The 14,107-nt window shown below is 59.1% G+C and carries 11 protein-coding genes; all 11 read left to right on the top strand.

What is annotated here, in order from left to right; all coding sequences use genetic code 11:
• Positions 1–185 precede the first annotated feature (185 nt).
• The 11 genes from B4U49_RS03845 to purF all read left to right on the top strand — a co-directional run bounded on the left by B4U49_RS03845 (position 186) and on the right by purF (position 13,983).
• On the top strand, positions 186–1,190 hold the full coding sequence (locus tag B4U49_RS03845) for an Asd/ArgC dimerization domain-containing protein (RefSeq protein ID WP_078083255.1): 1,005 nt from the start codon (positions 186–188) through the stop codon (positions 1,188–1,190).
• A 301-nt stretch (positions 1,191–1,491) separates the two neighbouring features.
• Positions 1,492–4,668: a FimV/HubP family polar landmark protein gene (locus tag B4U49_RS03850; protein ID WP_078083256.1), complete on the top strand. Its 3,177-nt coding sequence runs from the start codon at positions 1,492–1,494 to the stop codon at positions 4,666–4,668.
• 148 nt (positions 4,669–4,816) lie between these two features.
• Positions 4,817–5,707: a tRNA pseudouridine(38-40) synthase TruA gene (gene truA, locus B4U49_RS03855; protein ID WP_078083257.1), complete on the top strand. Its 891-nt coding sequence runs from the start codon at positions 4,817–4,819 to the stop codon at positions 5,705–5,707.
• A gap of 130 nt (positions 5,708–5,837) precedes the next feature.
• A complete protein-coding gene (locus tag B4U49_RS03860; protein ID WP_078083258.1) occupies positions 5,838–6,491 on the top strand; it encodes a phosphoribosylanthranilate isomerase in 654 nt (217 codons plus the stop codon).
• Between the two features lie 3 nt (positions 6,492–6,494).
• Positions 6,495–7,715, top strand: a complete 1,221-nt coding sequence (trpB, locus tag B4U49_RS03865; RefSeq protein WP_078083259.1) for a tryptophan synthase subunit beta — start codon at positions 6,495–6,497, stop codon at positions 7,713–7,715.
• Positions 7,716–7,726: 11 nt separating this feature from the next.
• Positions 7,727–8,539, top strand: coding sequence for a tryptophan synthase subunit alpha (gene trpA / locus B4U49_RS03870; protein WP_078083260.1), 813 nt, complete (start codon positions 7,727–7,729; stop codon positions 8,537–8,539).
• Positions 8,540–8,717: 178 nt separating this feature from the next.
• Positions 8,718–9,572, top strand: a complete 855-nt coding sequence (gene accD / locus B4U49_RS03875) for an acetyl-CoA carboxylase, carboxyltransferase subunit beta (protein WP_078083261.1) — start codon at positions 8,718–8,720, stop codon at positions 9,570–9,572.
• 187 nt (positions 9,573–9,759) lie between these two features.
• The gene (gene folC, locus B4U49_RS03880) at positions 9,760–11,028 is read left to right on the top strand and encodes a bifunctional tetrahydrofolate synthase/dihydrofolate synthase (protein WP_078083262.1); all 1,269 of its coding nucleotides are present in this window, start codon (positions 9,760–9,762) and stop codon (positions 11,026–11,028) included.
• Positions 11,012–11,725, top strand: coding sequence for an SPOR domain-containing protein (locus B4U49_RS03885; protein WP_078083263.1), 714 nt, complete (start codon positions 11,012–11,014; stop codon positions 11,723–11,725). Before folC ends, B4U49_RS03885 begins: the two co-directional genes overlap by 17 nt.
• A 204-nt stretch (positions 11,726–11,929) precedes the next feature.
• Positions 11,930–12,427, top strand: coding sequence for a CvpA family protein (locus tag B4U49_RS03890; RefSeq protein WP_078083264.1), 498 nt, complete (start codon positions 11,930–11,932; stop codon positions 12,425–12,427).
• A gap of 68 nt (positions 12,428–12,495) precedes the next feature.
• Entirely contained in the window at positions 12,496–13,983 is a 1,488-nt protein-coding gene (purF, locus tag B4U49_RS03895) for an amidophosphoribosyltransferase (protein WP_078083265.1), read from the top strand.
• Positions 13,984–14,107: the final 124 nt, after the last annotated feature.

The following is a 14,107-nucleotide window of genomic DNA, read 5'->3' on the forward strand; positions in this document are numbered from 1 at the left end:
ACCACCAACCACCCGCTCGCTACAATTTTAAACGGTGCCTTAGCTTATTTTTGGGCCCAATTCGCCGCCCCGGTCCCGGGGCGGCTTCCCCCCACACTTTCCCTGAGTATAATCCCCCGCATTTTCAGGCTGTTTATTCGCCGAACTGGCGCAGAAGCAACCGAATCAGCTCGTGAGAACTCAATATGACAGAATCCACCCGGGAACTGGTGATCGTAGGTGTTGGCAGTGCGCCGTTTGATGCGCTGCTGGAGATCCTGGAAGAGCGGGAGACAGTGAAGCCCGCGCAGTTGAAGCTTATTAGTGCAGACGAGGCCGATGCGGATCCTCAGGTGTTTGCCAACCGCAGTGTGTCGGTGCAGTCACTGAAAGATTTTGTGTTTACCCCGGAGCAGATCGTCTTGTTACTGTCGTCGGGTGAAATTGCGAGCGCAGCCCTGGCCAAGGCGGAGAGTGCCGGTGCCTGGGTGGTGGACGCGGCGGGGATCAGTCGCGGTGATGAGAGCGTGGCCCTGGTGCATCCTCTACTCAATGCGACCTCGCTGACAGCACGCGATGAACAGGACCGCAAGGTGATCGCGGTGCCGGGACCCGGTGCGGCGATGATCGCGGAGGCGCTGTTCCCGCTGAAGGAACAGTTGCAGTCCGTTGAGGTAGTGCTGAATCAACCGGTATCGGCGCTGGGCAAAAGCAGTGTGGATGCGGCGGCAGCGCAGACTGCGCGCCTGTTCAATGGGCAGGAGCCAGAAGTGGACGAGGCGAGCGGTCAGCGCCTCGCATTTAATCACCTGAGCTCTGCGGAACCGTTGCTGGACAGTGGCCACAACTTCAGTGAACTGGCGCTGGTGCTGGAACTGCGACGGTTGTTGGGTGATCAGGTGGCACTGGATGCCACCATCAATACTGCATCGGTGTTCCACGGCCAGCTGGCGAACCTGAGTGTTCAGCTGAATGCCGAGCAGCCGCTGGAAACTGTGCGCGGTTTGCTCGCCAATGGGGCGCGTTTGGAAATGCGTGAGCGGCCTTCGGCACAGGATGCGGTAGGAAGTGACAATACCCTGCTGGGACGGCTGCGCAGCGGCTTGATCAGCCCGCGGCAGGTCGTTTTTTGTGCGGCATCCGACAATTTGCGTAAAGACGTCGCAATTAACTGTGTACTGATTGTCCACTTGTTGCTAAAAACCCATTGATATTTAATACTTAGCGGCCTTTCTGAAGGTTTCTTCTTAACTTCACCCGCACTCGGGAACCGGCAACGCTTGGGGGCAAGGTCGGAGAAAGTGGGAAGAAGCCGGATGGTCCAAGTCTTTTTCGGGGAGCGACTCTTTCGTTGGAGAGTTTCGCTGGAGAGTAGAGCCTGGTGTGTCAGCACTGGTTCTTGTGAATAATTTTTGTGCAGAACGATGGCTGCACAGACCTGGTGCCTGCATTATCCTTTGGGTGTTTTTTGTGCAGGTTCCGGTGAGATTCTAACAATAAAGGGAATCGGATATGCGTGTGCAAAAGCTGGCACTAGCGGTAGGTCTGGTCAGCGCACTGGGTGGCAACGGGGCTCTGGCGCTCGGTCTGGGTGAGATCAAACTGAACTCGACCCTCAACCAACCTCTCAATGCGGAAATCAAACTGCTGCAAACACGCGGCCTTGGTGAAAGTGAAATCAAGGTGCGCCTGGCCAGCTCGGAAGATTTTGACCGCGCTGGTGTCGATCGCGCCTATCTGCTCGACGAGCTGAGCTTTGAAGTGGATTACTCCAGTGGTCAGCCCGTTGTCCGAATCTCCAGCCGTACGCCGATCCGTGAACCCTTCCTGAATTTCCTGGTAGAAACCCGCTGGCCCAGTGGCCGCCTGTTGCGGGAATATACCCTGTTGATGGATCTGCCTGCCTTCTCCACCAATACTGCTTCCCAGCCAGTGCGTGCCGCTGAACGCGAGCGCCAGCAGGTACGCCGTGAAGCGCCGGTGCAGAAGCCGTTGCAGCCAATGGTGCAGCGGGCACCCGAGCCGGTGCAGGCGCCGGTAGAGCAGCCGTCCAGCGAACCCGAAGCGCCCCAGGAAACTGTTGCCGCCGAGCCGCAGCAGCCAGTTTACGAAGCCCCGGCAGAAGAACCGATTGAATTCCAGTCCGAGACGACTGCCGACAGCGGTAGCCGCGTGTACGGGCCGGTGGAAGCGAACAAAACCCTTTGGGAAATCGCACGCGACAGCCGCGAAACTCGCGATCTCTCTGTCCAGCAGACCATGCTGGCGATTCAGCGCCTCAACCCCGAGGCGTTCATCAACAACAACATCAACCTGCTGAAGAAAGGCGCGGTACTGCGTCTGCCTACCGCGGATGAAGTGCGAAACCTGTCCCTGACCGAAGCCGTCTCTCAGGTAGCTACCCAGAATGATGCCTGGCGCGAGCGTGTGGGCACCGAGGACGTTACTGGTGCGCCGCTGGATGGGCGTGCTGCGGTAGAAGAATCGGTTGAAAGCGATACGCTGGAAGGGCGTGTGTCCCTTGCGGCTCCTGGCGACAACGAATCGGTGCTGTCCGGTTCCGGTAGTGGCGCCGGTGAGAGCGAGGCGCTCGAGGGTGAGCTGGCGGTAAGCGAGGAAGAGCTCGACAAGTCCCGCCTGGAAAATACCGAACTGCAGGATCGTATCGGTGAGTTGAACGAGCAGATCGATACCATGGAGCGCCTGGTAGAGGTCTCCAATGATGAGCTGCAGGCAGTACAGGCTGCAGCGGAGCAGACTGCCGAAGCATCTGAGTCTGGCGAAATGACTTCTGAGCTGGCCGATGAAGAGGCTGGTGCGGAAGCAGAGCTGGATGGCCTCGCAACCGAGACCGGTGAGCAGGCCGGCGAAGACCGCCTGGATGACGTCGCGGAAGAGACTTCCGGCATTGACGCAGTGACCGAGACCGATGCTGTTGAGGCCCCTGTAGCGGCGACCGAAGAAGCCGAAGAAGACACTACGCGCAATCGTGTAGTCGTGCAGACCCGTCCCGAGCCCACTCTGATGGAGCGGGTGCTGGATAATATTGTGGTGATCGGTATTGGCGCGGGTGCACTGCTGGCAGGCCTGTTTGGCTTCTTTACCTGGCGTCGTCGCAAGGAAGAAGAGGAGGCCATTCGTCAGGTCGAGGCAGAAATGGCTGCCGAGCGCGAACTGGCGGCAGCACCCGAGATCGGCGAGATGGATGACAATCTCAGCGCCGTGGAGGAGCTCGAAGCCAGCGAAAGCTTTGATCTGGACCAGTTGGGTGAAGTGGAAACCGACGATCCTGTAGCGGAAGCCGAGATCCATCTCTCCCTGGGCCAATACCAGGAAGCGGAATCCAAATTGCTGGCGGGCCTGAAAGGCGCGCCGGAAAATATCGATGCTCGTCTGATGCTGCTGGAGGCTTATGCGCACCAGCAGAAGGGGGCTGAGTTTGATGAGCACTATCGCCAGCTGCTCGGTTACAGCGACGGACCTGCTGCGGATCGCGCCGCGCGTCTGCGCGAAAGCATTGCTGGTATGGGTCCGTTTGAAGCGCCTGAAAACGATTTTTCCAGCGAATCTCTGGAAGCGGCGCAGCTCGACGATATGGGGGCGGACTTCGATGGCGAGGCGAGCTTCGATGACCTCGAGGAGTTCTCCGCAGACCAGACCGTTGTGGCCGCGAATACGGATGCCGCGGATGACGAAGACGATTTTGGCCTGCTCGACGACCTGTCCCTGGACCTGGATGACAGCAGCGATAACCTGAATGCGGGCACTGATACTGCAGACGAAGACAGCTTCTCTCTGGATCTCGATCTGGGTGATGATCTGGAAAGCGATCTGGCATCGGCGCAGTCCGAGGCGGATGCGACTGCTGCTGAAGAGCCGACCTTCGATCTCGAACTGGATTCCGGGTTCGAGTCCGATACCGGCAGCACTGCCGAAGAAGAGAATTTTGATCTCGACAATCTGGTGGCTGACGGCGACCTGGATCTGGACAGTCTCGACAGTCTGGATCTGGATTCCGACTTCAGTGTGGATGTGTCCGCTGAAGCCGGTGCTCTGGAGCAGTCCGAATCCATTGAAGTCGACTCTCAGAATGCAACTGCGGATGCGGTAGAAAACAGCGGCCTGGAATTCGACCTCGATCTGACGCCGATGGAAGAAGGCGACGACCTGGATGGGGGCGAAACTGCTGCACAGTCCACCGTAGCTGATACCTCTGAGAGCGAGCTGGACAGCTTCTCCGATGACCTGGGCGGTGACGATTTTGACAACCTGGATCTGGACTCCATTGATCTCGGTGATCTGGATCTCGACAGTGGCGACCTGGATTTCGACAGTGGCAATTTGACTGCTGATACTTCCTCTGCCGCTTCCGCAGAATTCGAGCTCGAAGGTGATCTTGCAGTGGCCGAAGAGCCCGCAGCCAAAGTCGAACCGGCCCAATCGGGCGCGCAAACTTCTGCCGATGACGCGGAACTGGGAGATCTGAACTTTAATCTGGAGAGCGATCTGGATTCCGAGCTCAACCTGCTGGAGGGTAGCGACGAAGTTACCACCAAGCTGGAGCTGGCCCAGGCTTATCTGGATATGGGAGACAAAGACGGCGCACGGGAAATCCTGGGCGAAGTGGTAGAAGAGGCTGCCGGTGAGCACCAGCAGCGCGCCAAGGATATGCTCGAGCGCATTAGCTGATCCCGCTGTCGATTTTTCACGCTATCTACAGCGACAACACTTTGACCCCGCCACGCGCGGGGTCTTTCTTTTTCCGGGAAGACATTCTTCCGGTAGCTGACGGTGAATAAGGGCGCCGCAGGTTGCCAGTGCGGAGTTCTGGTAAGCGATGAACAGGATTTACGAATACAAGCCGAACGGAGAAGTGCCGCCGGGGGAGTCCCTGCCTGAAGGTTTACGGCGGGTAGCGTTGGGTGTTGAATACTGCGGCACCCGGCTGCGCGGCTTCCAGAAGCAGAAGCACGATCCGCAGACGGTGCAGGAAACCCTGGAAAAAGCATTGTCCAAGGTGGCGGCAGAGCCCGTTACGCTGGTGTGTGCCGGACGCACGGATGCCGGCGTGCATGCGACAGGGCAGGTGATTCACTTCGATACCAGCGCCCAGCGTCCCACTAAAGCGTGGGTTCAGGGAGTCAACACGCAGATGCCATTTGATGTGCGTGTACAGTGGGCACAAGAGATGCCGCCCCAGTTCCACGCGCGGTTTTCCGCTCGCAACCGGACCTATCGCTACCTGATCCACAGTGCGCCCACCCGTTCTGCTCAGGCCGCCAGCGAGGTGACCTGGACCGAGCGCACCCAGGACCTCGAGGCCATGCGCGCTGGCGCCCTGCATCTTATCGGGGAGCACGATTTCAGTAGTTTCCGCGCCGCACAGTGCCAGGCCAAGTCTCCGGTGCGGCGCCTTACCCGGCTGGATATTGGCCGGGTGGGGCAACTGATTGTGCTGGAGGTCAGCGCTACGGCTTTCCTGCACCACATGGTGCGCAATATTGCCGGTGTCTTGATGGCGGTGGGAAGAGGGGATAGGGATCCCGAGTGGGTGCGCGACGTGCTCGAGGCGCAGGACAGGAGCGCTGCGGGGGTAACCGCACCGCCGCACGGTCTCTATCTGGTGGATGTGCACTACCCGGATGAATTTGCGATGCCGGTGCGCGAGCCGGGCCCGCTGCTGGTGCCGTTGCCGCTGGGTACCATTGGTGCCGACGAATCCCCCTGAATTGGTCGACTGCCGCGTTTCGCCTAATCCCCTGATCTGCTAGTATCGCGGGCTCTCCGATATTTCTCTGCTGCCAGCGCCCCGGATAGATGGCGGTCTACACCATGGCAGTATCAGCGGTGTATGGATTATGCGCGTAAAGATCTGCGGAATTACCAGTGTCGAAGATGCCCGTCTCGCGGTAGATGCCGGCGCTGATGCGCTCGGCCTCGTGTTCTATCCGCCCAGTCCGCGCAATGTCACCCCGCAGCAGGCCGCAGAAATCGCTCGGGCCGTGTCCCCGTTTGCGGTGCTTACCGGCCTGTTTGTCGATGCCCACCCCGAGGAGGTAGAGGCGGTGCTGGCACAGGTGCCGCTCAATCTGTTGCAGTTCCACGGCAGTGAAAACGCTCCCTATTGTCGCCAGTTCCACCGCCCCTATATCAAGGCGTTGCGTATGAAGCCCGAGCTGGATCCCGTGGAGGCGATGGCGGCATTTCCCGATGCCCGGGGCATTCTGTTGGATGCCTATCGCAAGGGGGTGCCGGGGGGCACCGGAGATACCTTCGACTGGCAGCGCGTCCCCGAGGACAGCGGCCGCCAGATCATTCTCGCCGGAGGCCTGAATCCGGACAATGTAGCCCAGGCGATTGCCGCTGCCAGTCCCCAGGCAGTGGATGTCAGCGGTGGCGTCGAGGCGTCGCCGGGGCGGAAAGATGCCGCCAAAGTGCACGAATTTATCCGTGCCGCCCGCGCAGCCCAGAGTGGCAGCGCCCGCAGTACAGAATTGACACAAGGAGTTTGAGCAGTGAGTAAACCCACATCCCCCGTCGATTACGGGGCTTTCCCGGATGCCAAAGGGCATTTCGGAGAATTTGGTGGGCGCTTTGTATCGGAAACCCTGATCAGCGCTCTCGATGAATTGCAGGAAATGTACCAGCGCCTGAAAAACGATCCCGAGTTTCAGGCAGCTTTTGACTATGACCTGGCGCACTATGTCGGACGTCCGTCCCCGCTGTATCTGGCGGAGCGGCTGACCGCCGAGGCGGGTGGTGCTCGTATCTGGCTCAAGCGCGAAGACCTGAACCACACCGGCGCCCACAAGGTGAACAACACCGTAGGGCAGGCGCTGTTGGCCAAGCACAGTGGTAAAAGCCGGGTGATTGCCGAGACTGGTGCCGGTCAGCACGGCGTGGCCACGGCGACTGTCGCAGCACGTCTGGGGCTCAAGTGCGCGGTTTACATGGGTGCGGAAGACGTCAAGCGCCAGTCCCCCAATGTGTATCGCATGAAGCTGCTGGGTGCGGAAGTCATTCCGGTGGAGTCCGGCTCCAAGACCCTGAAAGACGCCATGAACGAAGCCATGCGCGACTGGGTCACCAATGTGGACGACACCTTTTACATCATCGGTACTGTGGCTGGCCCGCATCCCTATCCGCAGCTGGTGCGGGATTTCAATTCCGTGATCGGTCGCGAGGCGCGCCGTCAGAGCCTGGAACAATTTGGCCAGCTGCCGGATGCACTGGTAGCTTGTGTGGGTGGTGGTTCCAACGCCATCGGCCTGTTCCATCCGTTCCTCAGCGATGAATCGGTAAAAATGTACGGTGTCGAAGCCGGTGGTGACGGCCTGGAAACCGGGCGTCATGCGGCGCCTCTGAACGATGGCGTTCCCGGTGTCCTGCACGGCAACCGTACCTACCTGATGGAAGATGAAGACGGTCAGATCATCGAGACCCATTCTGTCTCTGCGGGGCTCGACTACCCGGGGGTGGGGCCAGAGCACGCGTGGTTGCGGGATATTGGTCGAGTGGACTATGTCACGGCCAATGATGATGAGGCCCTGGCGGCCTTCCGTACCCTGACCCGCACCGAGGGTATTATCCCGGCACTGGAGTCGAGCCACGCCGTGGCCTTTGGCTTGAAACTGGCGGCGACCATGTCTCCAGAGCAAAACATCGTTGTGAACCTGTCCGGTCGTGGCGACAAGGACATTTTCACTGTGGCCGCCATCGACGGCATCGAAGTGTAGGGAGTGACACGGTGACCGAAGAACAGAACAGAATTGACCGTCGCTTTGCCAAATTGCGCGGGGAAGGGCGCAAGGCGCTGGTGACCTATATTGTTGCCGGGGATGGCGGTCTGGAAAACACCGTAGACCTGATGCATCAGCTGGTTGCCAGTGGCTCTGACCTGATTGAGTTGGGGGTGCCTTTCTCCGATCCCATGGCCGAGGGGCCGGTGATCCAGAAGGGCCACGAGCGCGCGCTCGAGCACAAGGCTTCCCTGCGCAAATGTCTGGCATTGGTAGCGGAATTTCGCACCAAGGACGCAGACACGCCGGTGATCCTGATGGGGTATGCCAATCCCATCGTCAAAATGGGTTTCGAGGCATTTGCCGACAACATGCGTGAGGCCGGTGTGGACGGTGCGCTTACCGTGGACCTTCCGGCGGAAGAGGCCGGCCCTCTCAATGACCTGCTCAAGGCGCGCAACCTGCGCAATATCTTCCTGCTGACGCCCACGACCAGTGATCAGCGCATCGACGAGATCACCCGTCTCGCCAGTGGTTTTGTCTACTATGTTTCCCTGAAAGGTGTTACCGGGGCCGGCCACCTGGATCTGGATTCCGTGCGCGAAAACCTGGCGCGTATTCGCCGCCACACCGATTTGCCCCTGTGTGTTGGTTTCGGTATCAAGGATGGTGCCTCCGCCAAGGCGGTGAGTGCCGATGGCGACGGTGCCGTAGTTGGAAGCGTGTTGGTGTCTGCGGTGGGTGAGTCCGCCGATGGCGCCGCCGCCAAGGATCGCATTGGCGCGCTGGTATCGGAAATGCGCACTGCGCTGGATAACTGAGGCGCCAGCGCAGATTGGCCAGAAAGCCTGATTCGGCGGCTTATCTGGCCAAGAGCAATTTTTTTGAAAGTGGTTTAATTCGCGGTTTTAGAATTGCCGGTCATTTACCCTATGCCTCTTTCCCGGGGCGGGTGTCCCGGCAACTTAAATTCTGCAAGCATCGGATTTTGGATACAGAATGAGCTGGTTAGAAAAAATTGTTCCCTCGGTCATTCGTACCGAGCGTCGTGCCGGTGCCAGCAAGGTACCGGAAGGGGTATGGAAAAAGTGCGTGAAGTGCGATTCCACCCTTTACCTGCCGGAGCTGGAGCGCAACCTGGATGTATGTCCCAAGTGCGAACACCATTTCCGTATCGGTGCGCGCCGTCGCCTGGATATGTTCCTGGATACGGAGCACCGTGAAGAGCTGGCTACCGATGTGGAGCCGGTCGATCGTCTGAAGTTCAAAGACGTTAAAAAGTACAAGGATCGCCTGACCCAGGCCCAGAAGGCGACCGGTGAGAAAGATGCGCTGGTTGCCATGCAGGGGCTTCTCGAGGGCAAGCCGGTTGTCGCGGTCGCTTTTGAGTTTGCTTTCCACGGCGGTTCTATGGGCTATGTCGTGGGCGAGAAATTCACCCGCGCTGCGCAACGCGCGCTGGACGAAAATATTCCGCTGGTGTGTTTCTCTGCGACTGGTGGCGCGCGCATGCAGGAGGCATTGATCTCACTGATGCAGATGGCGAAGACTTCGGCGGTGCTGGAGAAAATGCGCATGGCGGGCGTGCCCTACATTTCGATCATGACAGATCCGGTGTACGGTGGGGTTTCTGCCTCCCTGGCGCTGCTGGGCGATATCAATGCCGCGGAGCCCGGTGCCCGCGCTGGTTTTGCTGGCCCGAACATCATCGAGCAAACCATTCGCCAGAAGCTGCCGAAAGGCTTCCAGCGCGCCGAGTTCCTGCTGGAGCACGGTGCCATCGACATGATTATTCCGCGCAAGGATATGCGCAACACGGTTGGCCGCCTGCTGGGCAAGCTCACTAATAATTGATCCCGGCTGAATCAACCCGGCGCTTCCGGTAGCCGGTGCTGTTATGGCACCGCTACCGGGATCGCACTTCTCCCCGATATTCAGGCTGGCTCCCTTGGTCCTTGCCCGGGGCTTTTCCAAATCACTCCTGTTTCCAATCCTTCTTCCCGACTAAAATCCTCTCACCAGACCAACAACCGGTGACCCGATGCGAGACCTTCAATCCTGGCTGACACGCCTGGAGCAGTTGCACCCCTCTGAAATTGAACTGGGACTGGAGCGGGTTTCTTCCGTTGCCAGTGCGCTCGACGTGCAGGTGCCCGCGCGCCGGGTATTTACCGTAGCCGGTACCAACGGCAAAGGCAGTTGCGTGCGCACCATGGAGGCGCTGCTGTGCGCAGGGGATCATTCGGTAGGGGCGTACAGTTCTCCCCATCTGTTGCGTTTTAACGAGCGGATCAGAATTGATGGGCAAGAGGTTGAAGATGCGCAACTGATTGCCGCATTCGAGGCGGTAGAGCGGGCGCGCGGTGAGACCAGCCTGACGTATTTCGAGTTCACCACGCTCGCGGCCTTCTGGCTATTTAAGCAGGCGGACGTAGAATTTGCGTTGTTGGAAGTTGGGCTTGGTGGCCGGCTGGATGCGGTGAACCTCGTGGACCCGGATGTCGCGATCATCACCAGTGTGGCGGTGGATCACGAAGCCTGGCTGGGGAACGACCGTGAGGTGATCGGGCGCGAGAAGGCGGGGATACTGCGGGCGGGCAAGACATTTGTCTGTGCGGATCCGCGGCCACCGGCCTCGGTCATCGACGTGTCAGGCAAGCTCGGGTGTGAAAGTTATTTTATCGACCGGCATTTCTCTCTGGTGGATGGTGAGTATCGGCTGGATGCCGAGCCTGAGCTGGTGCTCGGGTTGCCCGAGTTGCAGCTGCCGCCAGCGAGTGTAGCGGCGGCGATCACCGCACTGGCTGTAGCGGGAGAGCTACCTGGCGCGGATCAGGTGTGCGCAATTCTGGAACAGTTGCAGATGCCGGGTCGCTGCCAGGCGCTCACCTGGCAGGGGTGCAACCTGGTGCTGGATGTGGGCCACAATCCGGCCGCGGCCGAGTATCTGGCCACCTGGCTGCAATGCCGTCCTGTTGCGGGGCGGACACTGGCACTTTTCGCGGCCATGGCCGACAAGGACCTGGCCGGCCTGCTGGCTCCGCTCAGATCTTCCATCGACCACTGGTATCCGGCGCTGTTGCCCGACAATCCCCGGGCGGCGGGTGCGGAGCAGATTGAGGCAGCGCTGGCGGCTGCAGGTATCCCCGAAGAGAAGGTATCTACGCCCAGTATGCCGGTGCAGGCGCAATTGCAGCGTGTTTGCGGAGCGCTGGGAGAGAGCGACAGGTTGCTTGTATTCGGTTCTTTCTTTACCGTTGCAGAAGTACTCCAGCTCACAAGAGAACAGCAAGATGCCCAGCCGGAATAGTGATTCGGACTCTTATTCCCCGGAAAGCCGGCGCGCTTCACGCCGCCTGAACGATGGGGTCAAGCAGCGCATAGTGGGTGCACTGGTGCTGGCTGCGCTGGCGGTCATCTTTCTGCCGACTCTGTTCGACCGTGAGGGCGCACGCTATATCGACGTGACCAGTCAGATCCCTCCCGCCCCGGATATCAAGCCAATTACCATAGCCGAGCCAGAGCCGGTTGCCGATGTAGAGCCGGCGCCACCGGTAAATGAGGTGTTTCAGCCGGATTTTGTCGAACCGAAATCCCCTGCGCCGGATCCCGAATCGGTCTCGCTGAAGGCTGAGCCAGAAGCAAAGCCGCAAACGGAAACCAGGGTGGCTGCGGTTAAGCCCAAGCCCGAGCCGGAAGCGCAGCCGGAATCCGAGAGCGCGGTGCAGCTGCCGGCCGAAAAGACCCAGCTGGATGACAAGGGGCTGCCGGAAGGGTGGGTGGTTCAGGTGGCCGCCTATAAAGAGGTCGCCGGTGCCGAGCGGATGCGCAAAAAGTTGATGGATGCCGGTTTTCGCGCTTACACCCGTTCGGTGGACACTGCGAAAGGGCGTTTTGTACGGGTATTTGTCGGACCCAAGCTGAGTCGGGTGGATGCCCAGTCGGACAAGCAGAAGCTGGACAAGCTGCTCAACACCGAAACTCTGATCTTGCGTTATCGGGCGTGATACCGCGCCCCAGCTCACTACGCTACGCTATTCAGTTCTTTATTCGACACCGGTTTGGACGTATTTGACTGGTCAGTTCAGCAAGTTGCGGGCGGTTGATCGCTGTTTAACCTCGCGGGATTTGGTGAACTGCTTCACGGGCCCCGGTCGGTAAGTTAGAATGCGCGCTCTTCGCGGCAGCCGCCGCGTAGCAGGTAGGGTTGAATGAACTGGGCTGACTGGACCATTCTGGCAATCGTTGCCATCTCCACGCTGATCGGCTTGAGCCGAGGCTTCGTGCGCGAAGTCTTGTCGCTACTCACCTGGGTGGCTGCATTCGTGGTGGCGATGATGTTTCGCGACCAGCTGGCACCACTGCTCTCCAACCTTGTCGATACACCTTCACTGCAGGCCATCGCCGCCTTTGCCATCCTGTTCATTTTCACCCTGTTGGCCGGAGCCGGCCTGAACATGACCCTGTCTGCCTTTGTAGAGGCTACCGGCCTTTCCGGCACGGATCGGGTATTGGGAATGGTATTTGGATTGTTTCGCGGCTGCATCATTGTGATGGCGCTATTGATCTTCGCCCCGGCACTGGCGCCGGTCAACGAAGACAGCTGGTGGCAGGAATCGACCTTGATACCGCATTTTCTAGAATTTGAGGATCGCGCGCGCGAAGCGGCAGGCGCGATCAAGGACTTCTTCGCAGGGCAACTTGACTGATCACTGGGCTGCAGGATGCGGCGCAGGGTCACCATGACCATTTCGAAATGACTGGGGTTATCTGAAGTATGTGTGGCATCGTTGGAATCGTCGGTAAAAGTGACGTCAATCTACAGTTGTACGACGCGCTTACCCTGTTGCAGCACCGGGGCCAGGATGCCGCGGGTATCGTCACCTGTGATGGTGACCGCCTGAATCAGCAGAAGGCAAATGGCCTGGTGCGCGACGTGTTCCGCGCGCGCCATATGCAGCGCCTGACAGGCAACTTTGGCATTGGCCATGTGCGCTATCCCACCGCCGGCAGCTCCGGTCCCGCACTGGCCCAGCCGTTTTACGTCAACTCCCCCTACGGTATCGCCATGGCCCACAATGGCAACCTCACCAATGTCGACGAGGTGAAGGAAGCGATCTTCCAGCAGGACCTGCGCCACATCAACACCGACTCCGATTCCGAAGTGCTGCTGAATGTGTTCGCCCACGAACTGCACAAGCAGCACAAACTCCAGCCCAAGGCAGAAGATATCTTCACGGCCATGCGCGCAGTGCACAAGCGCGTGCGCGGTGGTTATGCCTGTGTGGCAATGATTGTTGGCTACGGTGTGGTTGCCTTCCGCGATCCGAATGGCATTCGTCCGCTGGTTTACGGTAAGCGCGAAACCGACAAGGGCACCGAATACATGGTTGCCTCAGAGTCCGTAGCGCTGGACGTACTCGGTTACACCCTGGTGCGCGACGTGGCACCGGGTGAATGTATCTATATCGAACTGGACGGTACCGTGCACTCCGAGCAGTGTGCGGAAGACCCGCAGCTGCGTCCGTGTATTTTCGAGCACGTGTACTTCGCGCGTCCGGATTCCATCATGGACGGCGTTTCTGTACACAAGGCGCGTCTGCGTCAGGGCGAGCACCTGGCGGAGAAGATCCTGCGCGAACGTCCGGACCACGATATTGACGTGGTGATCCCGATTCCTGACTCCTCGCGTTCTGCCGGCCAGATGGTTGCACACCGCCTGGGTGTGAAGTTCCGTGAGGGTATGGTGAAGAACCGCTATATCGGCCGCACCTTCATTATGCCGGGCCAGAAGCAGCGCAAGAAATCTGTGCGTCAGAAACTGAACCCGATCGAGCTGGAGTTCCGCGGCAAGAATGTGCTGCTGGTGGACGACTCTATTGTGCGCGGTACTACCTGTAAGCAGATCATCCAGATGGCCCGCGAAGCGGGTGCGGCGAAGGTGTATTTTGCTTCGGCGGCGCCGGCGGTAAAGTATCCGAACGTTTACGGTATCGATATGCCGTCTGCGACTGAACTGGTTGCCCATAACCGCACTACTGAAGAAGTATGTGAGGAGATTGGTGCGGACTGGCTGATTTATCAGGACCTTGATGAACTGATCGTTTCGTCTTCCGACGGTAACCATGAGATCAAGGAATTCGATTGCGCGGTGTTCGATGGCAAGTACATCACTGGCGATGTCACCGAAGAATACCTCGACAGCCTGCATGCTGCGCGTAATGACAATGCGAAGACAGGTAAGGGCAACGAAAGCTCGTTGTAGAAAGTAGGTTTTCTGCAGTCTCATCGCTACTTCGGCCCACCATAGAGTGGGCCGAAGTGTTTTTGTCTGACCCGAAGGTGTCGATACCGATGGTTGTTTGCGAGACCGTACGCGGCCTGGACGG

Source organism: Microbulbifer mangrovi, from assembly GCF_002009015.1.
Taxonomy (GTDB): Bacteria; Pseudomonadota; Gammaproteobacteria; order Pseudomonadales; family Cellvibrionaceae; genus Microbulbifer; species Microbulbifer mangrovi.